General features: G+C 36.8%; 14 protein-coding genes. 11 read left to right on the top strand and 3 right to left on the bottom strand.

Translation table 11 applies throughout. The features are described from left to right. The first annotated feature begins 3 nt into the window (after positions 1–3). The 7 genes from ACT3CE_RS01470 to ACT3CE_RS01440 all read left to right on the top strand — a co-directional run bounded on the left by ACT3CE_RS01470 (position 4) and on the right by ACT3CE_RS01440 (position 12,227). Entirely contained in the window at positions 4–1,380 is a 1,377-nt protein-coding gene (locus tag ACT3CE_RS01470; RefSeq protein WP_444707992.1) for an MFS transporter, read from the top strand. A 736-nt stretch (positions 1,381–2,116) separates the two neighbouring features. Further along, a complete protein-coding gene (locus ACT3CE_RS01465) occupies positions 2,117–3,949 on the top strand; it encodes a hypothetical protein (protein WP_444707991.1) in 1,833 nt (610 codons plus the stop codon). Between the two features lie 26 nt (positions 3,950–3,975). After that, positions 3,976–5,751 carry an arylsulfatase gene (locus ACT3CE_RS01460; RefSeq protein ID WP_444707990.1) on the top strand — a complete coding sequence of 592 codons (1,776 nt, stop codon included), beginning with the start codon at positions 3,976–3,978 and terminating at the stop codon, positions 5,749–5,751. A gap of 6 nt (positions 5,752–5,757) precedes the next feature. Then, positions 5,758–6,999, top strand: a complete 1,242-nt coding sequence (locus ACT3CE_RS01455) for an AGE family epimerase/isomerase (RefSeq protein WP_444707989.1) — start codon at positions 5,758–5,760, stop codon at positions 6,997–6,999. A gap of 38 nt (positions 7,000–7,037) precedes the next feature. Next, entirely contained in the window at positions 7,038–9,638 is a 2,601-nt protein-coding gene (locus tag ACT3CE_RS01450; RefSeq protein WP_444707988.1) for a beta-mannosidase, read from the top strand. Positions 9,639–9,694: 56 nt separating this feature from the next. Further along, positions 9,695–10,972: a glycoside hydrolase 5 family protein gene (locus ACT3CE_RS01445; RefSeq protein ID WP_444707987.1), complete on the top strand. Its 1,278-nt coding sequence runs from the start codon at positions 9,695–9,697 to the stop codon at positions 10,970–10,972. A 484-nt stretch (positions 10,973–11,456) separates the two neighbouring features. Continuing rightward, the gene (locus ACT3CE_RS01440; RefSeq protein ID WP_444707986.1) at positions 11,457–12,227 is read left to right on the top strand and encodes a hypothetical protein; all 771 of its coding nucleotides are present in this window, start codon (positions 11,457–11,459) and stop codon (positions 12,225–12,227) included. Positions 12,228–12,757: 530 nt separating this feature from the next. On the opposite strand, the gene dnaK is transcribed toward ACT3CE_RS01440, so the two are convergent. Further along, complete coding sequence (gene dnaK / locus ACT3CE_RS01435; RefSeq protein ID WP_444707985.1) at positions 12,758–14,668, bottom strand: molecular chaperone DnaK; 1,911 nt, start codon at positions 14,666–14,668, stop codon at positions 12,758–12,760. A gap of 453 nt (positions 14,669–15,121) precedes the next feature. Here dnaK and panB point away from each other — a divergent pair, with 453 nt between their 5' ends. Together panB and ACT3CE_RS01425 are read left to right on the top strand one after the other, a co-directional pair. Beyond that, positions 15,122–15,940 carry a 3-methyl-2-oxobutanoate hydroxymethyltransferase gene (gene panB / locus ACT3CE_RS01430; protein WP_444707984.1) on the top strand — a complete coding sequence of 273 codons (819 nt, stop codon included), beginning with the start codon at positions 15,122–15,124 and terminating at the stop codon, positions 15,938–15,940. Positions 15,941–16,006: 66 nt separating this feature from the next. Continuing rightward, positions 16,007–16,711 carry an RluA family pseudouridine synthase gene (locus tag ACT3CE_RS01425; RefSeq protein ID WP_444707983.1) on the top strand — a complete coding sequence of 235 codons (705 nt, stop codon included), beginning with the start codon at positions 16,007–16,009 and terminating at the stop codon, positions 16,709–16,711. 94 nt (positions 16,712–16,805) lie between these two features. Here the strand turns inward: ACT3CE_RS01425 and ACT3CE_RS01420 are convergent, their stop codons facing one another. Beyond that, complete coding sequence (locus ACT3CE_RS01420; protein ID WP_444707982.1) at positions 16,806–17,291, bottom strand: cytidine deaminase; 486 nt, start codon at positions 17,289–17,291, stop codon at positions 16,806–16,808. A gap of 283 nt (positions 17,292–17,574) precedes the next feature. On the opposite strand from ACT3CE_RS01420, the gene ACT3CE_RS01415 reads away from it, so the two are divergent. Further along, positions 17,575–18,510, top strand: coding sequence for a glucosaminidase domain-containing protein (locus ACT3CE_RS01415; RefSeq protein WP_444707981.1), 936 nt, complete (start codon positions 17,575–17,577; stop codon positions 18,508–18,510). A gap of 305 nt (positions 18,511–18,815) precedes the next feature. Then, the gene (locus ACT3CE_RS01410; RefSeq protein ID WP_444707980.1) at positions 18,816–22,112 is read left to right on the top strand and encodes a WD40/YVTN/BNR-like repeat-containing protein; all 3,297 of its coding nucleotides are present in this window, start codon (positions 18,816–18,818) and stop codon (positions 22,110–22,112) included. 59 nt (positions 22,113–22,171) lie between these two features. Here the strand turns inward: ACT3CE_RS01410 and fmt are convergent, their stop codons facing one another. Then, complete coding sequence (gene fmt / locus ACT3CE_RS01405; RefSeq protein WP_444707979.1) at positions 22,172–23,128, bottom strand: methionyl-tRNA formyltransferase; 957 nt, start codon at positions 23,126–23,128, stop codon at positions 22,172–22,174. Positions 23,129–23,153: the final 25 nt, after the last annotated feature.

Here is a 23,153-nt window from a genome sequence, read left to right as displayed (position 1 = left end):
ATCATGGATCATAAAATAGGTTTAAAAGAAAAAATTGGTTACGGTTTTGGTGATTTTGCATCTTCTATGTTTTGGAAGATTTTTGCAATGTATTTAACCTTCTTCTACACCGATGTGGTCGAACTATCACCTGAATCAGTAGCTATGATGTTTATTATGGTTCGTCTTTGGGATGGATTAAACGACCCATTGATGGGTATAATTGCCGATCGTACCAATACGTCTAAAGGGAAATTTCGCCCATTTTTGCTATGGGTAGCGATACCATTTGGTGTAATTGGTGTGCTTACTTTCTCGGTTCCAGAAATTGGTCCTTCGGGCAAGTTAATATATGCTTATATAACATACACCTTAATGATGATGGTATATACTGCAATTAACGTACCTTATGGTTCATTGATGGCTGTGATGACCGAAAATCCAAAAGAGAGAACATCATTAGCTTCTTTCCGTTTTATTGGAGCTTATTCTGGAGGTATTGTTATGACAGCTTCAGCACCTTATCTTCTTGATTTCTTTACGAATGCAGGAGCTAATGATGCAAAGAGTTATCAATACATGGTTACCATTTATGCTATAATTGCAGCTTTTTTCTTTGTCATGACTTATCTGTGGACCAAAGAACGAGTGAAGGCCATTAAGGAAACGAATTCTATCTTGAGAGATTTAAAGGATTTAGCCAAGAATGCCCAATGGTTTATAATGTTGGGAGCTGGGATACTAATGTTGGTCTTTTTAACTTTTCGTGAGTCTAGCATCATGTATTATTTCAAATATTTTGTACAAGATCAAAGCTTGCCTTTATTTGGAGATGTTTCATGGGGTAAATTGTCTGGTGCATATATGACTATGTGGTTGGTAGCTAATATGCTTGGAGTTCTTTTAGCTATTCCTGTATCAAACAGATTTGGAAAGAAATATACTTTTATTCTAGCGATGTTTTTATCGGCTATACTCAGCTTTTTGCTTTACTGGCTTAATCCGCAAGAGGTATTCCTGATTTTTATTGTAAACATTATTAATGGTATAAGTGCTGGAATCGTTTTGCCAATTGTCTGGTCTATGTATGCAGATATTGCCGACTATTCGGAATGGAAAACAGGTCGTCGTGCAACAGGACTACTCTTTTCATCATCTTCAATGTCCCAGAAGTTAGGACTGATGGCAGGAGGAGTTCTTCCTTTATATATACTGTCATCTTATGGATTTGAAGCTAATACTGAGCAGACAGCCACATCGCTTGAAGGTATTCGTTTAATGATTAGTATTTACCCAGGTATTACTGCAGCATTATCAGGAGTATTCTTGCTTATGTATAAACTTACAGATAAGTATATGGTGAAAGTCACTAACGAGCTTTCTGATAGAAGAAAAGATTAAATTATTTATGTGAAAAGGTGAAGTTTCTTCAAATTTTAGTAGATCATAGTTGTTGTAAGTTTAATATTTTTCATGTGAGTTCTTCTGTGATTTATATTGATAGGTTTATTTCTAATGTTGTTGCTCAAAAAAGTTAATGGCATTGTGTTTATTGATGAAAATTATGATTGGGTATATAAATGAAGGACAATCACTTTCAGATGTTGCCATATTAAATTAAAAAGATGTGGTGGCAACTGATTCTAATGGCGAATATGCCATATTAATGAGGGATATCGCCTTTGATTGTCTGATAAAATCTACAGGCTATCAGTTAAAGTAGTATTTATTGCATTTTCCTAAGTTTTATTATCATCATCATTTCAATGGAGCTTCGTTAAATATTTAGGCGAAAAACCAACAGGAAAAGCTCCCTGATAATTGGACTTTTCTTTATATCCAAATTATGAAGACAAAGTGTTTAAGGTACTAGCAGTTGGTGATTCTCAAACTAGAGATGAACAACGATTGATTTACCTTAGGAATGGTAGTGTTATTGATATGCTTAAATAAAGCAGATTTCTATATAGTACAAAGAGATATTACAGATGAAAATCTGGATATACACTAAAAGGAACCCATAAAGAAGAGGTAACTGCTTATGAAGAAAAAGGAGAAATTTTTAAAAACTATAAAATTTTTGAAATCAAGTAAGTCTTTATGTATTGTATAAGAGTTTAATATTTAAAATAGTATAATGAAAAAAATATTTGCAACATTTACATTGGTGCTGATTGTATTAACGATATCAGCTCAACAACAGGGGTTTGACAACTTTGTTACAACAAAAGGAAAAGATCTAATGGATGGAGATAAGGTCTATCGCTTTGTTTCTATGAATATACCCAATCTTAATTATGTGGAAGATGAAATGACTTTTAATCGTGAACATCCATATCGTTATCCTAATGAATTTGAAATTCGTGACGCATTTGAAACTGTTAAACAAATGGGCGGGAAAGTAATACGTATTTATACGCTTCCAGTAAAACGTTCTGATGAATCAGATAATGTTCCGGCATTTGTAACTGGTCCAGGTAAGTTCGTTGAAAAAGCCTTTGTGGTTAATGATTTAATGTTGAAAATAGCAAATGAAACTGGTGTTCGTATTATTTTTTCATTTCTTAATAACTGGAAATGGATGGGTGGAGTTCCTCAGTATTCAGGTTTTCGAGGCAAAAAATTTGATGATTTTTGGGTAGATCCTCAGCTTATAGAAGACTTTAAGAAAACCATTGAATTCACCATTAATAGAACCAATACGCTAACTGGTGTAAAATATAGAGATGATAAATCTATTATGTGTTGGGAAACTGGAAATGAATTGGTTTGCCCATACAGTTGGGTCAAAGAAATTGCTGCATACGTAAAATCTCTAGATCAAAATCACCTTTTAATGGATGGTTATCATGCTATTGATCATTTTAGATATGTATATGAGGAGTCTGTAAATGATCCCAATATTGATATTTTGTCATCACATCATTATGAGCAAAACCCTTTTGAACAGGTCGTTAATATCCAAAAGAATCTTGATATAATTAAAGGTAGAAAGCCTTACGTACTTGGTGAATTGGGGTTTGAAAGCACAACTGCACACAACCGTATTTACAATATGATAATTGATAATAAAGACATTGCAGGTACCCTAAATTGGAGTATTCGTTCTCACAGAAGGGAAGGTGGTTTCTACTGGCACTCAGAACCTGTTGGTCATAATTTGTATAAAGCTTATCATTGGCCTGGTTTCGTAAGTGGTTATCAGTATGATGAAATTGGTTTATTGACATTAATAAGAGAAATGGCTTATAAAATTGATGGTGAAGAACCACCTGCATTGCCTAAGCCCAAGGCACCAAAGTTATTACCAATAGATAAGGTTTATAAGATTAACTGGCAAGGTTCTGTTGGTGCATCTGGCTATAATATCGAAAGAGCAGAATCAAAAAATGGTGAGTGGAAACAGATTGCTTATCATGTTTCGGATGCCGATGTTCCGTATTTTGATTTGTTTAATGATAAAACAGCAAAAATTGGTAAATCTTATTTTTATAGAATAGAGGCGACCAATGCAAGTGGAATTTCTCCTAAATCGAATGTAGTAGGTCCTGTATTAGTGCAAGAAAAGGCTCTAGTTGATAAAATGGGAAATATGATGACTGTTTACATGGCAAAAGGTGTCACTTTTGATACCGAATTTGATCGTAAGTTTAAGGAGGATATGGAGCGAATGGTAGGCGACTATGGAAGTGAAATTATCTATCATGTGCAAGGAACTCTTTCTAGTTTAAACATATATTCTTTTGAACAGGAAAAAGAGGTCGGTTTGAAACTTCAGGTATCTATAGATGGTAAGACCTATAATGATATTGATCCCGAGATTCTTGGTAATAGAACCGGTACAGGTGATTATGATTATTGGGATGGTATTAAATATCAGGTTTCAGAGCTTTCAGGAGCTAATGAATTTTTGAAGATAACTTACCATCATAAAGCACAAATAGGACGAGTTGAGTTGATGTATAAGTAATTTTGCAGTACATATAAGCTATAGATATGAGACTAATAAAATCAATTTTTTCATTCATTTTAATTTTCTTGCTCTTTTTTTCATCTTGTAGTAATAAGACGCGTATTCAATCACCTAATATTTTATTAATAGTTGCTGATGATCAGGCTTATGGTGATTTGTCTTTAACTGAGAATCCTTATCTGGAAACTCCAGTTTTGGATCAAATGGCAAAGGAAGGAGTATTTGCCGATCATTTTTACGTAAGTCCGGTTTGTGCACCAACCCGAGCGAGTTTACTAACAGGTAGGTATCATCAAAAAACGGGTGTTAGTGGCGTAACTCGGGGCAGAGAAGACATGCGTTTGGATGAAACTACCATGGCTAATGTTTTAAAGTCTTTTGATTATGCCACAGGAATATTTGGAAAATGGCACAATGGAGCGCATTATCCTTATCACCCACTAGGCAGAGGCTTCGATGAATTTGTTGGTTTCACATCAGGACACTGGAGCAATTATTTTGATACCACCATCGAGAAAAATGGAGCAGACTTTCCTACAAAAGGATATTTGCCAGATGTGTTAACCGATGAGGCAATTCGTTTTATATCAGAAAGTAAAGAGAAAGAGAAATCCTTCTTTTGCTATCTTCCTTTTCAAACTCCGCACACGCCCTTGCAGGTTCCCGATCGGTATTTTAATAAATACAAAGAAAAGGGCTTGGACGATTTCGATGCGTGTATTTACGGCATGTGCGAGAATTTAGATGATAATGTTGGACGTTTGCTAAAACAACTGGATGAACAAGATTTGAAAGAGAATACCATTATTGTTTTTTTATCGGATAATGGGCCTTTAAATTTTCGGTTTAACAAAGGTTTAAAAGGTCGCAAGGGAATGGAAGATGAGGGAGGTGTAAGAGTTCCTTTCATCATCAGTTGGAAAGGAAAAACCACTGTCGGGAAAACCATTTCTACTCCTTTGGCACACATCGATTTATTGCCCACTTTGTTGGATCTAATAGGTAAGGAGTATGAATTTGAAAAGCCTTTGGATGGGCTAAGTTTTGCGAGCTTACTAAAAGAGGAAGCACAGCTGAAAAAAAGAAAGTTGTACGGTGAATGGTCGGGAAGAAAGCGAGTTCTTTCAGATCCTTATTTAATGATTGATGAGGAACTTTTCGATATTCAGAAAGATCCTGAGCAACTGGTGAATATCCGAAGACAACATACCAACTTGTTTGATTCCTTACAAGCAGATTACAAAAAATGGTACGCTGATTTAGCAGTTGAGGAGCAAGAAAGCAAAGCCATTCCGGTAGGTTATAAGGAATATCCTATTTGTAAACTTCCTGCGCATGAAGCAAACCTATTTCCTCCTTTCGAGTTTAGAAAAGACAGAAGACAAACGGGAATTGCTTATCACAGTTTGTATGGATGGGCACACGATTGGATTGACTTCTGGACCAAAACCGACGCTTATGCACAGTGGCAAATAGATGTTGTTGAAGAAGCGAATTATAAATTGGAGATATATTATGCTCTTGCAGATGAGGATGTTGGCACTAAATTAAAAATCACAATTGGAGATGAGCATGTTGTTTTTAAAGTAGACAAAGCATTTATTCATAGTGAATTAAAAGATTACGATAGAGTGAAGAGAGAGCAGGAAGCACCGGAAACGGATTGGGGTAAACTAGATGTGGGAAATGTGAATCTAAAAGAAGGGAAATACAATCTTACGATTCAAGCATTAGATATATCCGGTAAAAAAACGATTGAATTGAAAGAAATTCATTTGATTAAAAATAGAGCTCAATAGGTTTATATGATGTTAAAAAATAAATATTGCTTGTTATTTCTAATTGGTTTTATCTTGTTTTCCTGTGCAGAATCAAAAGAGCAAAACCAGAATAGATATCAGTCTTCCATTAAAAGTTCGATTTCTTTTTTCGATAAAGCATTTGATGCCAAAAGTGGTGTGTGTTTTTCTGAGCTTGATTTTTACGGAGATACTACCTCTTCTAAAGTTTATACAGTTGCATTAAGCCGATTAATTTATGGATTAGCCTACTCTTCAAAATACTTTCCCGAGAACTTAAAACGTGCCGAACATTTGGCTAGGTTTCAATTGACAAAAATGTTAGGAGAAGATTCACTTGGATTCTACTTTATACCAGAAGTGGGAGAAGGAAAAATTAGACGGTCTGAACGTTTAGATATTTGGCAACAAGCTTATGGATTGTGCGGTCTTACAGAGCTTTATCGTTCAAATTCAGATGAACAATTATTAACTCAAATTCATCATCTCAGTAAGGCCTTCGTAGAACGTTTTAAAGACGAGGAAAATGGTGGTTTTTATGGCGAATATGCTTGTAATTCTGGTGGAATTGCAGGAACTAAAACCATTCAATCATTAATGTATCCTATAACTGCCTACATGGCTAACTTATGCTTAGCAGATGATAAGAATCGTTCCGAGTACGAAGAAATCATAAAAGAGCATTTATCTATTGCTTACAGTAAAGTTTGGAACGATTCTTTGGGCTGGGTAAATACAAAGTTTGACGACAGGTGGAATCCGATCATTGAATCCAAAGAAAAAGTATGGGTAAGTCCAGGACATAATTTTCAGTTTGCAACTCTACTACTTAGGAGTGCCGAATGGCCTTTTATTTCAAATAAAAAACAAGAGAAATATGTAAAGCTTGGCAAAAGGATTCTTAAAGAAACATTGAAAAAAGATATTTGGATAGATGAATCCATAGCCAATGGATTTTATGGAGGAATAAATCCATTAACAAATGAAGTGTTGGATAAGAATCGTTCTTGGTGGCAACATTGTGAGGCACTGATTGCCTTGTCTTTTTGTCCTGAGTTGACAGATGAATTTGAATTACTTAAAAAATTCTATTTCGATTCCTTTGTAGATGCTAAGAATGGAGGAGAAATTGCGAATATTGATATCAATGGAAAGCCAATTATTGAAGCGAAAGGGCAAAAAGGAAAATCGATTTATCATCATATTGAAATGTTAAGAATATTAAATGAGAATAAAATCAGATTATAGAATTCTTGATACTTGTATCTGAAATTAAATGAACTAGAATGAAAAACTACCTGTATTATTTAACTTTTTGGATAGTTGCCACAACTTTTCTATCCTCATGTCAACCTAAAGAAATCCAAAATATGGAAACGAGGGAATTGAATGCAAACTGGACTTACCGACAGGTGAATGGATCTATTTCGGGAACAGCAACGGTGCCAGGAACGATTCACACCGATTTATTGGCCAACAAGCAAATAGAAGATCCATTTTATCGCATCAATGAAAAGAGTCAGCAGTGGATTGATAAGGAAGATTGGGAATACGCTACTCTATTTCATTTATCCGAAAAGGAAGTGGCAAAGCAAAATATCATTCTACATTGTGCAGGTTTGGATACTTATGCCGATGTTTACGTGAACGATAGCTTGGTTTTGCAAGCCGATAACATGTTTCGCGAGTGGGAAATTGATGTTAAAAACATAGCAAAAGCGGGAGAGAATGAGCTTCGTATCTACTTTCATTCACCCATTAACAAAGGATTGGAATTGTTCAAAGCATCGCCATATACTTATCCAGCGGTAAACGATCAATCGGAAAATGGAGAGTTAGGCGATCAAAAAGTATCTGTGTTTACCCGTAAGGCCGGTTATCATTATGGTTGGGACTGGGGGCCACGATTTGTAACTTCGGGTGTTTGGCGACCAATCAATCTGGAAATTTGGGATGCGCTTCGCATTAAAGATGTTTTTATTCAACAAAAATCTGTAAAGAAAGAGGAAGCGCAATTGTTGGCTGATTTTAATTTGGAAGCAAATGAGGCCTTTTCGGGAAAGGTGCTATTGACCGATAAATCAACCGGAAAGCTAATGTTGAGTAAGCAGGTAGATGTTGAAAAAGGAAGTAATCTAATTTCGATTCCTTTTACGATTACAAATCCAAAATTGTGGTGGTCGAACGGTTTGGGAGCACCAAACTTGTATCAGTTTGAAGCTAAGGTGATAAAAGACAAGGAAATTGTTGCCAATTATGAGTTGTCAACTGGATTGCGAAGCTTAAAATTGATTCGCGAAAAAGACGAGGCCGGAGAATCGTTTTATTTTGAATTGAATGGTGTGGCTGTATTTGCCAAAGGAGCCAATTACATTCCAAATGATAATTTTTTACCACGAGTAAGCCAAGCGGATTACGAAAAAGTAATTGCCGACGCAAAAGATGCCAATATGAACATGCTTCGAGTGTGGGGCGGTGGTATTTACGAGAATGATATTTTTTATGATTTATGTGATAAAAACGGTATTCTGGTTTGGCAGGATTTTATGTTTGCTTGTTCCATGTATCCCGGAAACGAAAAAATGTTGAACTCCATAAAAGAGGAGGCCAAAGATAATGTGATTCGTTTGCGCAATCATCCTTCTATTGCATTATGGTGTGGAAATAACGAAATGAATACCGCTTGGAGCTATTTTTCGAAAGATGGTTGGGGTTGGAAAGAGCTGTATACCGAAGAACAGAGAGAAGAAATTCAGAAAGCCTATATGGATATTTTTCATGGAATTTTACCCGATGCGGTGAGTAAATATACCGATGGGGATGCTTATTGGCCATCGTCGCCACAAGCAGGTTTTGAAGTGGAAAAACATGCGGGATACGAAACCGCAAGTGGCGATATGCACTATTGGGGTGTTTGGCACGGATTGCATCCTTTCGAAGCTTTCGATCAATACAAAGCTCGTTTTATGAGTGAATATGGTTTTCAATCCTTTCCCGATTTCGAAACGGTAAAGAAGTATACGTTGCCGGAAGATTACAACATCGAATCGGAAGTAATGGCATCGCATCAGCGCAGTGGTATTGGGAATCTTCGCATTAAAGAATACATGAGCTGGGATTACAAAGTACCTGCCGATTTTGAGCAATTTTTATACATGAGTCATGTGTTGCAAGCAAGAGGAATAAAAGCCGCCATTGAGGCACATCGAAGAGCAATGCCTTATTGTATGGGAACTCTTTATTGGCAAATAAACGATTGCTGGCCAGTAGCAAGTTGGAGTAGTACCGATTATTATCACAAATGGAAAGCCATGCATTATATAGTTCGTAAAGCCTATCAACCAGTTTTATTGTCTGCTTTTGCAAGCGAAGGGCAATTAAAAATATATGGAGTTTCCGATTTGCTGGAAAGTAAAAATGCAAGTTTAAGTCTTCGCTTGATTGATTTTGATGGTAAGCAGTTGTTTACAAAAGAAATAGCTGTCGATTTAGTAGCCAATACAAGTCGTGTTTTGTACGATTCGAGTATTGAAACGCTTCTCGGAGATTACGATAAAAATGCTGTTGTTTTGCAAATGGAGTTGAAAGCAGGAGATGACTTGCTAGCAGACAACAACTACTATTTTGCCAAGCCAAAAGAGCTACTCTTGCCCGAAGTAAATATTCAGGTGCAGATTAGTGAAAAAGAAGGTAAGTACTTTGCAGAAGTCTCTACCGATAAATTGGTGCGCGATCTGTATTTGAATTTTAAAGATTCAGATTTAAGATGTTCCGATAACTATTTTGATTTGTTACCGGGAGAGAGACGAACTCTTGAATTGTCAGGATCAGATATTCCAAAGCAGAGCGACTTACAATTAATGCATTTGCAACAAATTACAGAATAAAAAATCCATAGCGAGGATGAGAATTTATTTTTATCGTCGCTTTTAATAGTTGAACAATGAATAAACTTTTAGGATTACTAATTCTTTTTGCGAGTATGATATTTTCATCTTGTCAGCAAGAAAAAGAAACGAATTTTGTGAAGGTTGAAGACATGGCTTTTACGATAAACGGAAAAGATTACAATTATAAAGGAGCTAATTATTGGCAGGGCATGAATCTGGGAGCACCCAAATCGGGAGATCGGGAACGATTAATTCGGGAATTGGATCAGATGCAAACATTGGGAATAACCAATTTACGCATATTGGCAGCCAGCGAAGCCGATTCGGCAATGCGCTATTGCATTCATCCGGCTTTGCAAATTGCACCAGGAGTGTACAATGAAGATATTTGGCAGGGATTGGATTTCCTACTTGCCGAAATGGGAAAAAGAGAGATGAAAGCGATTATGGTGCTTGGAAATTTCTGGACCTGGAGTGGGGGATTTCCTCAGTATTTACGATGGGCAGGTATGGGCGATGTTCCTTATCCTCAGGAACTGCCTACTTCGTGGCAAGAGTTTACCGATTACTCCAAACAGTTTTATAGCAACGATTTGGCTCAACAGATGATGAAGAATCACATTAAAACCACCATAGGAAGAATCAATTCGGTGAACGGAAAAGCTTATAAGGAGGATGCGGTTATTATGGCTTGGCAATTGGCGAACGAACCACGCGGTTACGATGTGCCAAAACAATTGCAAAAATGGACAAGAGCAACTTCTGCCTACATCAAAAGCTTGGATGAAAATCATTTGGTTTGTTTGGGAACCGAAGGAAATACCGCCAGTGTAAATTCTGGTGTTAATGTGCTGATTGACAATGATGATCCAAACATTGACTACATAACTATGCACATTTGGGCGCAAAATTGGGGCTGGTACAAGCCCGGACAAAGCGATTCGATTTATCAAGAAGCAATGAAAAAGGTAAATGCTTATTGGGATGTTCATGTGCAAGCCGCTAAAAAATTGAAAAAACCAATGGTTTTAGAGGAGTTTGGAATTGCTCGTGATGCATCTTCTTTTTCTCCGGATACTACGACCACTTCTCGGGATCAATTTTTCGAATATATATTTAGTAAGGTCGATGAATCCATTAAGAATAAAGGAGTTGTGAGAGGATTGAACTTTTGGTCCTATTCTGGAGAAGGTAGACCGCCACGTCCGGGAGAATTCTGGTTGCAAGGGGATACTTTCTTGGGTGATCCTCCTCACGAATTACAGGGCTGGTATGGAGTTTACGATACCGATTCTTCTACCTTGGGAATAATAAGAAAATACAATTTATAATGATATTCTTTTATTCTGTAAAGATCTATAGAAAATGATTAGTTAGTTTTAGTGATAAGGGATGCTTCATTGTTTTTGAAGCATCTCTTTTTTTTAGTAAATTGGTTCGTCATGTAAATCTGTAGAGACGCGATTTAACACGTCTGTAAAATGGAGAAAGATGTGCAATTTGGGCATCTGTAAAATGAGTAAATGGTGTTTTTGATAGGTGTCAGTGATGAAATAAGAAACTTTATCAACAAAACAATTCTAACAATAGGAAAAGTGGATAGCCTTTATCAGTGAATTAAAATCTATCTTTGCAGTTCCATTCAATACCTGCTAAAGTTATGGTTCATGGATAATGTGGATGTCTTTTTAAGGATATGCACAAATACTAGATACACAATTAAGTCACATGAATATGAAACGTCCATGTATAAAGCTTTCTACACACTGAGAGATGATTATATGGTAAGTTACATATGGCAAAAATATAAAATTTATGAAAGATCTTTCCAAAATAGAAAAGATAAACAAAGTTGTTGAGGAATATTTTAAAGAGAATTCTTCACTTGAAATAGCACCCGTAAAAGCGTTGATGCCAGCTTTTATTAAGGCAGGAATATTTACAAAAGACATAAAAAAAGGGTTGCCAATTCGACTGGTTTTAAGAGAACTAGATGCAAGTAATGAGTTGAATTTAATTCCTACTCTTTATGCTGAAAGACATGGAGAACATACATATTGGTACTTTGTTCCAGCTACCGCATCAGCTCCTGAGACACCCTACAAACAAGAAAAAAAGAAGCCTGAGAACGATCCAATCGCCATTCGTTTAAATAGCGATGAAACCTATGTGATTTCTTTATGTGATAAAGTTTTAGGATTGAAAGCAAATCGACAAAAAAGGTTTGATTTTTTATTGGGTGATCTTCATAAGAATGGAAAAACTCAGACTTTACTTCCTGTAGATGCTTACTACGAAGAATTGCAATTAGTGGTAGAGTACAAAGAAATACAGAATTACCGACCTCTTGCCATTTCAAAAATACAAGAAGAGGAAGATGAGGATGAGGAAAGCACAAAGACCTTGTCGAGAGAAGAACAACGAAGAATTTATGATGAGAGAAGAGCCAAAGTTCTTCCAGAGAATGAAATTTCATTGGTTGTTATTTCTTATTCTGATTTTGAATACGATGATAGAAATAAGATTATTCGCAAAGAAGAAAGTGATCTGAAAATTGTACAAGAAGCATTAAAAGACTTTCGATAAAGAAGAATAAAATGCCAATTAGTTTATCATTTTTTTCTAGTAGATCTTTTGCAATTTGGTACTGATCTGGAGCAAGAGTACCGAATACACTTGTTTCCGGTTTGTAAAATTTACCTTTTGCTTGTTTTATTATTTTACCTGAAGCAGCCATTCTGTTTAAGCTTTTTAGGATTGCTTTTTTTTTATTCACCCCTGTGATTAAATAATTGTAGGTGAAAACATATCTCTTAAGGAACTTATCGATCTTAATCCTTATGTATTCAGATGTTTTCACGTTTGTTTTACTTAAAAAAATAAAATGTCTAGTTTATTATTAAAAACTGGACATTTCTTTTGCAGACTGTATTAATTGTTTAGAGTTGCTTGTACAATCTCAATATCAAAAAAATTATTCTTTTCTTCAATTTTTGATGTTTGCAAACCGTGTTCAACACTACCATTCAAGATTTGTTTAATTTCGTTTCCCTAAAGTATATAAAAAAAATGGCGACCGAATTTCGATCGCCATTTTCTATATATTTGAAGTCAGATTACTTGACTTCCTCAAAGTCAACATCAGTTACTTCATCATCAGACTTAGCCTGACCGCCTGCCTGAGCTCCTGCATCAGGACCTGGCTGACCTGCTTGAGGGTCTTGTGCCTGTGCATTATACATATCTTGAGAAGCTGCCTGGAATACAGTGTTTAATTCTTCAATAGCTTTATTACATGCATCAACATCTTGAGCTTTGTGAGCTTCTTTCAATTTGTTTAAAGCATCTTCGATAGGCTGCTTTTTGTCAGCTGGTAATTTATCACCGATCTCTTTCAGTTGCTTTTCAGTCTGGAAAATCATACCGTCAGCCTTGTTTAAAGTATCGATTTTTTCTTTGGCAGCGTTATCAGCATCTTCGTTAGCCTTAGCTTCTTCGCGCATTCTTTCGATTTCAGCATCAGATAATCCTGAAGATGCTTCGATACGAATGTTTTGCTCTTTACCAGTTCCTTTATCTTTTGCAGATACGTTCAAAATACCATTTGCATCGATATCAAAAGTCACCTCGATTTGTGGAATACCACGTGGTGCTGGTGGAATGCTATCTAAGTGGAAACGACCAATCGTTTTGTTTCCCTGAGCCATTGGTCTTTCACCTTGTAGGATATGAATTTCTACAGATGGCTGATTATCGGCAGCAGTTGTAAATGTTTCAGTTTTCTTAGTTGGAATAGTAGTATTTGACTCAATTAATTTAGTCATTACACCACCCATGGTTTCAATACCTAAAGAAAGAGGAGTAACATCTAAAAGAAGAACGTCTTTTACTTCTCCGGTTAGTACACCACCTTGGATTGCGGCACCAACAGCTACTACTTCATCAGGGTTAACACCTTTCGATGGAGCTTTACCGAAAAATTCCTGTACTTTATTTTGAATAGCAGGAATACGAGTAGATCCTCCTACTAAGATGACTTCGTCAATATCAGAAGTAGAAATACCAGCATCTTTTAACGCAAGTTTACATGGCTCGATTACCGCTTGAATTAATCTATCAGCTAATTGCTCGAATTGTGCACGGGAAAGAGACTTAACAAGGTGTTTTGGAATACCATTTACTGGCATAATATATGGCAAGTTGATTTCAGTGCTAGTAGAACTGGAAAGCTCAACTTTTGCTTTTTCAGCAGCTTCTTTCAAACGCTGAAGAGCCATAGGATCCTGACGCAAGTCAATTCCTTCATCTTTGTTAAATTCGTCAGCTAACCAATCGATAATTACCTGATCAAAATCATCACCACCAAGGTGAGTATCACCATTAGTAGATTTTACTTCGAATACACCGTCACCCAATTCTAATACTGAGATATCGAAAGTACCACCACCAAGGTCGAACACTGCAATTTGCATGTCCTTATCTTTTTTATCAAGACCATAAGCCAATGATGCAGCAGTCGGTTCGTTGATGATACGCTTAACAGCTAAACCAGCGATTTCTCCAGCTTCTTTAGTTGCCTGACGCTGTGCATCGTTAAAGTAAGCAGGAACAGTAATTACTGCCTCAGTTACTTCTTGTCCCAAATAATCTTCAGCAGTTTTCTTCATTTTCTGAAGTGTCATAGCTGAAATTTCTTGTGGAGAATATTTTCTGTCGTCGATTTCAACACGAGGAGTGTTGTTATCACCTTTAATTACTTTGTAAGGAACACGTCCGATTTCTGTGGAAACTTTATCGTGACTCTCACCCATAAATCTCTTAATAGAGAAAATAGTTTTAGTTGGATTTGTGATTGCCTGACGTTTTGCAGGATCTCCAACTTTTCTTTCACCACCTTCAACAAACGCCACAATAGATGGAGTTGTTCTTTTTCCTTCACTGTTAGGAATTACTACAGGCTCGTTACCTTCCATTACAGATACACAAGAGTTGGTAGTTCCTAAGTCGATTCCAATAATTTTACCCATTTTAGTATTTATTTAATGTTCTTATTTTTTCAATAATTTTACAAATCATTTTCAGATTCGTCAGGTAGTAATCAAAGCCTGTGCCATTCGAAAATTTACGGTTCTTAATGCAAATCTGACACCGAAAGCAGAAAAATAATTTTAATTCATGACATAATTGCTGACAAAAAGACAGAAACAATTAATTACGAATGAAGAATTACAAATTCACAACTCATATTATTCTTATTGATTTACTCTCGTTCTGTTTCCTTTTACCTTTTTACTTTCTCCTTCTTACTTTACTCCTTTTTACCTGTTCCTTTTGCCTTCTTACTTGTTCCTTCTTACTTTTTACTTGTTACTTTCTCCTTTCTCCTTGTTACTTTCTCCTTTTTTATACCTTTGCATATTAAATTAGAATAGTTAGGACAATTTGATCCTTACTTTACTATTGTCCAAAATTTTATAGAGATGTCAATTCATAAAGAATCGGTAAAGAGAGTAACCACGCATGTTCTCTCAGAAATGAAATTAAAAGGGGAAAAGATCTCCATGCTTACTTCCTACGATTATTCAATGGCAAGTATTGTTGATAAAGCAGGTATAGATGTTATTCTTGTTGGAGATTCGGCCTCGAATGTAATGGCAGGACATGAGACAACCTTGCCAATTACTTTGGATCATATGATTTATCATGGAGCATCGGTGGTAAGAGCAGTGCACAGAGCATTGGTTGTGGTTGATCTTCCTTTCGGAACTTATCAGGGAAATTCGAAAGAAGCTTTAAATTCTTCTATTCGTATTATGAAGGAAGCAAGTGCTGATGCAGTAAAGTTGGAGGGTGGACGTGAAGTGTTAGAGTCGGTAACTCGTATTTTATCGGCAGGAATTCCAGTAATGGGGCATTTAGGCTTAACTCCACAATCGATTCATAAATTTGGAACTTACGCAGTTCGTGCCAAAGAGGAAGAGGAAGCTCAAAAATTAGTGGAAGATGCTAAAATGTTGGAAGAAGCCGGATGTTTTGCCATTGTTTTGGAAAAAATTCCTGCTAGTTTGGCAACAAAAGTAGCTGTAAGTGTAAGTATTCCGGTTATTGGTATTGGTGCTGGCAATGGTGTGGACGGGCAAGTGTTGGTCATTCATGATATGTTGGGAATTACTCAGGAATTTTCACCTCGATTTTTACGAAGGTATCATAACCTTTTTGCAGAGATTAAAGGAGCAGTTGAAACCTATATTGGCGATGTGAAATCGCAGGATTTCCCGAACGAGAGAGAGCAGTATTAAAGTTCAAAGTAGAAAGTTTAAAGTGGACAGGTCAATTATATGACTAGTTACTAACGACAAAGAAAAATGGCAAAAGAAAGACTAGAAATATTATTTGAAGACAATCATCTGATTGCAATAAACAAGCGTTGTGGCGATATTGTACAGGGTGATAAATCGGGCGACGAACCTTTAAGCGAAAAGGTAAAAGCCTATATCAAGAAAAAGTACGATAAGCCAGGAGATGTTTATTTGGGAGTACCTCACCGAATCGATCGTCCGGTAAGTGGTGTGGTTATTTTTGCAAAAACAAGTAAGGCTCTAACCCGCCTGAATAAAATGTTTCAGGAAAAAGGTGAGGAGATCAGTAAGATTTACTGGGCAATTGTGCAAACCTGCCCAAGATTGGAGGAGGAGAGACTAACGCACTATGTTCTGAAAAATCAGGAGAAGAATCGTACCAATGTTTTCGATAAACAAAAGAAAGGTGCAAAAGAAGCAGTGTTGGATTACAAGCTGATAACTCGTTCGCAGAAGTATTTTTTGCTCGAAGTAAAATTACATACCGGTCGTCATCATCAAATTAGAGCTCAGCTGTCGAAAATTGGGGTGCCAATTCGTGGCGATTTAAAATATGGAGCACAACGCTCTAAGTCTGGAGGAGGAATTGGATTACACGCTCGTGAAATTTCATTTATCCATCCGGTAAAGCAAGAGCCAATTAAAATAACAGCTCCTGTTCCGCAAAAAGACAATTTATGGCGTGAGCTCGATGCTTTAGTTAACGCTTAAATAATACACAAAACCGATGCTAGTTCATCGGTTTTGTTTTATCGCTTGCCGACAGCAGGAGCAGGCGCATCTAATGGGTGCTGATAATAAATATCTACTCATCCAGCATATCCTTATCGAAATACAAAGGCATTAATTGTTTGATATTTTCAACAATTCGAATTCTATTTTCTCCGTAAAGAATAACTTTTATTGGTTGTTTGTATCGATCTTCGGTTTCCAGTAAAACCTGGCGACACGATCCGCAAGGAGGAATAGGACTTTCTGAAAAAGATCCATTGCTACGGGCTGTAATTGCAATTGCTTTTACAGGGATATCCGGATATTGTGCATTGGCATAAAAAATAGCAACGCGTTCGGCACACAAACCCGATGGATAAGCTGAGTTTTCCTGATTGTTTCCCTGAATAATTTCACCATTTCCCAGTTGCAAAGCAGCCCCAACATTAAATTTAGAATAGGGTGCATACGAACGATGAGCGGCTTCTTTTGCACTATTTACCAGTAATTGATCTTCCTGCGAAAGTTCTTCTATTGAATCGTATTCGTAAACTGTTGTTATGATTTGTGTCTGTTTCATCTTTATAGTCATTAATAAACAATTGATTAGTCACCTGTTGTTACTGCTGGCAACGAGTGATGAAAAGGTCATTGTTTTTAGTCCCTTAATAAATATACAATACTTTCGATACTATCTACTATAGTATCATCGTTAGCTTATCAACGGAATAATCTGTGAATAAAAAATTGTTAATAAATAACAATGAATAACAGGATTGTTATATTTTTATGGTTGCTTAGGAAATCGAGACTAATATAGACATAAAATTATAGATTTCCCATTTTTACAAATAATTCAGCTTATGAGGAAAATTATTCTTTACGCCATACTTTTTATATCAGTAAGTACTAATGTTTTTGCGAAAAACTATACTCGAAAACAATATATTCAGAGATATAAAGACTTGGCAGTTCGGGAAATGGAGCGAACAGGAATTCCGGCAAGTATTACAATGGCGCAGGGAATATTGGAATCGCGTAATGGGAATTCCGATTTGGCACGTAAGGGGAATAATCATTTTGGGATTAAGTGTCACGATTGGGTAGGTCCGAGTATGAAGTTTGATGATGATAAAAAGGGGGAGTGTTTTCGTAAATATTCAAGGCCTTACGATTCATATAAAGATCATTCTAAATTTTTAACTACTCGTTCGCGTTATGCTTTTTTGTTTAAGTATCGTTCCGATGATTACAAGCGCTGGGCACATGGGCTTAAAAAAGCAGGTTATGCAACCGATCCTAGATATCCGCATAAGCTGATTAAAATTATTGAAGACGAACAACTTCATAAATTGGATAGGAAAGGTGCTGGTGGCGATTTTTATATCGAAAAACCAGATCCTACCGAGTTGGCCGATATCGATGGTGATTTAAGTATCGATCCGTTTGGTGCCAGATTAGAAGAGGCCAATGGGGTTCATTATATCATCACAAAAAAGGGAGATACATTCTACAGTATTGAGAAAAATTTGGGCGTAAAGAAGAAAAAATTACTTCGTTACAACGATCTTTCGAGAGATTATGTTTTGCAAATCGATCAGCGATTGTATTTACACAACAAACGTAACAAAGCTGCCCGCGGATACAATTTCCACCGTGTGAAAGAGGGTGATTCATTGTATGAAATTTCACAAGAGTATGGAGTAAAACTTAAAAAGCTTTGTAAGTATAATGGTGTGAAGAAAGATTATAAAGTTGAAGTTGGAGAGCGTATTTGGCTTCGCCGTAAGAAAAGATAGATTTTATTTTTGGTATCCTGATTTCAAGTCGGGTTACCAATAAAAAGGATATTTGATTAATCCGGTTCGTAATGAATCGGATTTTTTTTGAAATTATTGAGACGCAGATTGTGTAAGATTTTTATGATTTTCGCTGATCAGTATGCAGTAGTTTGTAAGTGTATTTTATTGTTTTAAGTATAATGTCAACATTCAAGCTTAGGAATTTAAACTGAAAACCTGTAAATTCAGCATTCAGAAGTTTATACACAAATTAAAATTCAGGAAGTGTTGATCCTGAACTTTATTACCCTAAAAAACTAACCATGATGAACACCTTGACTATTGGCTTGAGGAGATTTGCATGTGTTCTTGCTTTGGCAGGAATTATATTTACTCCGCAAATTTCTTCTGCAAAGAAAAAAACTACAGAACCTATAAAAGATTCCTTAATTAATTCAAGCTTAGTTAGCGGATTAAAATTCCGTGGAATTGGTCCAGCTACAACCTCGGGACGTATTGCCGATTTTGCAGTGAATCCGAAGAATCATAGCGAATATTATGTAGGTGTAGCCAGTGGTAATATTTTTAAAACCATAAACAATGGTACTACTTGGAAACCGGTATTTGATAAATATGGTTCGTATTCTATTGGTGTAGTTAAAATGGATCCTAACAATAGCAATGTGGTTTGGACCGGAACAGGAGAGAACAATCACCAGAGAGCTTTAGGCTATGGCGATGGAGTTTACAAAACCATGGATGGCGGAAAAAGCTGGAAAAACATGGGCTTGAAAGAATCGCGCCATATTGGTGGCATTGTTATCGATCCCCGAAATTCAAATATTGTGTTTGTAGCAGCCGAAGGTTCGGCCTGGGGACCGGGTGGTGATCGTGGTTTGTACAAAACTACAAATGGTGGCGAAAGCTGGAAAAAAGTTTTGAATATCAGTGAAAATACAGGTGTTAACAATGTAATTATGGATCCTGTTGATCCGGATGTGATGTATGCCACTTCGGAACAACGACGCAGACATGTGTATGCAAAAATTAATGGTGGACCAGAATCTGCAATTTATAAATCGACTGATGGAGGTGAAAATTGGAGGAAGTTAAAATCAGGTTTGCCTGCAGTTGATAAAGGAGGAATGGGAATTGCTGTTTCGCCGGTAAATCATAACTATGTGTATGCCATTATTGAAGCTGCAGAAGGGAAAAGTGGTTTTTTCCGCTCAACCGACAGAGGAGAGTCCTGGACAAAGATGAGTAATCATGCCAGTAGCGGCCAATATTATAATGAGATTTATTGTGATCCAATTGATGCAGATAAAGTGTACTCGGTTGAAACATTTACTCATTTTACCGAAGATGGAGGAAAAACCTGGACTCGTTTGGGCTTAAAAAATCGCCATGTTGATGATCATGCAATTTGGATTGATCCTGACGATACCAAGCATTTTATGATTGGTGGCGATGGCGGTATCTACGAAAGTTTCGATGCCGGAGCAACTTATATTTTTAAAAGTAACCTTTCGGTAACGCAGTTTTACCGTGTGCAGGTCGATAATGCCAAGCCGTTTTATAATGTATATGGCGGAACTCAGGATAATAATAGTTTGGGCGGTCCTTCGAGAAATATCAGCCGAAAAGGCGTAACCAATGCCGAATGGGAACCACTTTTAGGAGGAGATGGTTTTTGGGCACAGGTAGACCCTAAAGATCCAAATATTGTGTATTGTGAATATCAGTATGGAAATTCGTATCGTTACGATAAGAGAAGTGGAGAAAAAATAAGCATAAAACCCCGCGAACGTAAAGATGAGTTGGCATATAAGTGGAACTGGAATGCACCAATGATTGTATCGGCACACCAGCATACTCGTTTGTATGTGGCTGCAAACAAATTGTTCCGAAGTGAGGATAGGGGAAATTCCTGGGAAGTAATTAGCGAAGATTTAACCACCGGAAGAGATAGAGATTCCTTTAAAGTAATGGGACAATACTGGAGCGCTGATGCAGTGAAAAAGCATGTGTCAACCTCACAGTTTGGAACTATTGTTTCCCTGGCAGAATCTCCGCTAAACGAGAATGTATTGTATGTTGGAACCGACGATGGATTAATTCAGGTAAGCGACAAGGGAGGAAATAGCTGGAGTAAACAGGCGAGTTTCCCGGGAGTTCCTCAATATACTTATGTGAGCGATTTGTTGCCATCTAAGCACAACGAAAATGTAGTGTATGCATCTTTTGATAATCGCAAACGCGATGATTTTAAGCCATACATTTTAAAGAGTACCGATAAAGGTAAAAGCTGGGTGAATATTGCCGGTAATTTACCTAAAAATGGAACTGTTCATACCATTGAGCAGGATCATATCAATCCTGATTTATTATTTGTTGGAACCGAGTTTGGAGTCTTTTTTACCAAAGATGATGGTGAAAATTGGGTGCAGCTAAAAGCAGGAATTCCTACTATTGCCATTCGCGATTTAACGATACAAGAGCGTGAAAACGATTTGGTTGCTGCTAGTTTTGGTCGTGGATTTTTTATTTTGGATGATTATTCTCCTTTAAGAGATGTGGATGCTGAAATGGTAAAATCAGAGGCCAGATTATTTCCTGTAAAAGATGCTTTAATGTACATTCAGAAAGGCGGAAAGGGAAGTATGGGAGCAACTTATTTTACAGCTCCTAATCCTGAGTTTGGGGCAACTTTTACCTATTACTTAAAGGAAGTACCAAAAACAGCCAAGCAAATTCGTAAAGAGAAAGAAAAAGAACTGGCAAAAGCGGGTAGCTATATTCCACAGCCAAGTTGGAAAAGTTTAGATGAGGAGGCAAAAGAGCTTGCTCCTTATTTGGTTTTTAGCATTAAAGATAAGGATGGCGAGGAGATTCGCAGAATTAATACCAGTGCTAAAAAAGGAATTAACAGAGCCAATTGGGATTTGCGTTTTCCATCGCTTCGACCACTTAAAAACAGTGAGTTTAAGCCTACAGCTAAGGTTTCGTCGGGCATGTTTGTAATGCCGGGAGAGTATCAGGTGGAAATGGGAATTGTTGCCAATGGAGAATACAGGCAATTGGCTGGTCCGTTAGAATTTAAGGCTGTGCCATTGAACAATACAACGCTTCCTGCTGAAAACAGAGACGAATTGGTTGCATTCCAACAAAAAGTGGCTCGCATGTCGAAAGCCATTCAGGGAAGTATGCAATTAACAGAATCGTATAAATCTAAATTGGCAGCCATAAGAACAGCACTAACCAATACACCAGGAATTAATGCAGGCCTTAGTCAGAAAGCAGAGCAGTTGTATCGCGATTTAATCGAGATCGACTTCCTGTTTAATGGAGTGGAAGCCAGGGCAAGCTGGGAAGAAATTCCTCCTGCTCAGGTTCCAATATCTAATCGAATTAACAATATTGTTGGTGTGCATTGGGCAAGTACTTCGGGGGTAACGAAAACACAGAAAGATCAGTTCGAGATTCTAAAAGTGGAATTTCCTGCAGCTTTAGAGCGATTAAAACAATTATCTGCCAATATTAAAGCGATTGAAGCTGAGTTGGAGAAAGAAGGAGCTCCCTGGACTCCCGGAAGAGTACCGACTTATAAGATGGAATAAAGACAATTAAAGATTTTAAAATTCAAACGGGGCAATCAATTTTGATTGCCCCGTTTGAATTATAAGTGATAATTGGATATTTGTTGAAATCCGCGAAGTAAATCTTCAACTTTCATTCGTTTTTTTCCGGCTTGTTGTAACATGTTAACAGATATAAAACCACCATTAACAGCTATTTTTAGGTATGTTTTACCATCGGAGTGCAGGCTTCCAATATCTTCCTGATGAGAAACACTTTCTTTTGTTGTGGCAAATATTTTTAAACCAATTTTTTTGCCTTCGGTAGTAGGAATAAGTTCGGTCCATGCTGCTGGGTAGGGACTTAAACCTCGAATTAAATTGTGAATTGTATCGATATCTTTTGTCCAATCAATTTTACAGTCTTCTTTAAAGATTTTTGGAGCCGATTTTAATTCTTCATTGCTTAAAGTTTCCTGCGGAATTTGTGGATACTCACCCAATTCGATTGCGTTTACAGTTTTCACAACCAGATCAGCTCCAATATTCATAAGCTTATCATGAATAATTTCTACATTATCATTTTCTCCGATATTGGTTTTTTCCTGAAATAAGATATTTCCTGTGTCAATTGCGTGTTGAAGCAGAAAGGTAGAGACGCCGGTTTCTTTATCTCCATTAATAATTGCCCAGTTAATTGGAGCTGCTCCTCTGTATTGAGGTAGTAGAGATGCATGAAGGTTTAAAGTACCGTATTTTGGCATATTCCAAACCATTTCCGGAAGCATTTTAAAGGCCACTACAACTTGTAAATCGGCTTTTAAATCTCTTAGTTCGTTTAGAAAAACTTCGTTTCTAAATTTCTCTGGCTGAAGAATTTTCAGTCCTTTTTCACGGGCATATTTTTTTACCGCAGCTTCTTGAATTTTTTGGCCTCTACCTGCTGGTTTATCCGGATTGGTAACAACACCAACTACATTGCATCCTGCATTTAATAATGCTTCGAGAGGTGCAACTGCAAAATCGGGAGTTCCCATATATACAATTCTTAAACTCATGGTTAATGGTATTTAATCAAATACT

Source organism: Marinifilum sp. RC60d5, from assembly GCF_052400665.1.
GTDB lineage: Bacteria > Bacteroidota > Bacteroidia > Bacteroidales > Marinifilaceae > JBQTGK01.
This window is presented reverse-complemented; position numbering and strand designations above follow the sequence as displayed.

Bases quoted from the DNA above. Each gene is read 5' to 3' on its own strand.
- panB (WP_444707984.1), top strand. From the start codon at position 15,122: ATGTCAATTCATAAAGAATCGGTAAAGAGAGTAACCACGCATGTTCTC.
- ACT3CE_RS01420 (WP_444707982.1), bottom strand. From the start codon at position 17,291: ATGAAACAGACACAAATCATAACAACAGTTTACGAATACGATTCAATA.
- ACT3CE_RS01425 (WP_444707983.1), top strand. From the start codon at position 16,007: ATGGCAAAAGAAAGACTAGAAATATTATTTGAAGACAATCATCTGATT.
- ACT3CE_RS01440 (WP_444707986.1), top strand. From the start codon at position 11,457: ATGAAAGATCTTTCCAAAATAGAAAAGATAAACAAAGTTGTTGAGGAA.
- ACT3CE_RS01455 (WP_444707989.1), top strand. From the start codon at position 5,758: ATGATGTTAAAAAATAAATATTGCTTGTTATTTCTAATTGGTTTTATC.
- ACT3CE_RS01450 (WP_444707988.1), top strand. From the start codon at position 7,038: ATGAAAAACTACCTGTATTATTTAACTTTTTGGATAGTTGCCACAACT.
- fmt (WP_444707979.1), bottom strand. From the start codon at position 23,128: ATGAGTTTAAGAATTGTATATATGGGAACTCCCGATTTTGCAGTTGCA.
- ACT3CE_RS01470 (WP_444707992.1), top strand. From the start codon at position 4: ATGGATCATAAAATAGGTTTAAAAGAAAAAATTGGTTACGGTTTTGGT.
- ACT3CE_RS01465 (WP_444707991.1), top strand. From the start codon at position 2,117: ATGAAAAAAATATTTGCAACATTTACATTGGTGCTGATTGTATTAACG.
- dnaK (WP_444707985.1), bottom strand. From the start codon at position 14,668: ATGGGTAAAATTATTGGAATCGACTTAGGAACTACCAACTCTTGTGTA.
- ACT3CE_RS01415 (WP_444707981.1), top strand. From the start codon at position 17,575: ATGAGGAAAATTATTCTTTACGCCATACTTTTTATATCAGTAAGTACT.
- ACT3CE_RS01445 (WP_444707987.1), top strand. From the start codon at position 9,695: ATGAATAAACTTTTAGGATTACTAATTCTTTTTGCGAGTATGATATTT.
- ACT3CE_RS01460 (WP_444707990.1), top strand. From the start codon at position 3,976: ATGAGACTAATAAAATCAATTTTTTCATTCATTTTAATTTTCTTGCTC.
- ACT3CE_RS01410 (WP_444707980.1), top strand. From the start codon at position 18,816: ATGATGAACACCTTGACTATTGGCTTGAGGAGATTTGCATGTGTTCTT.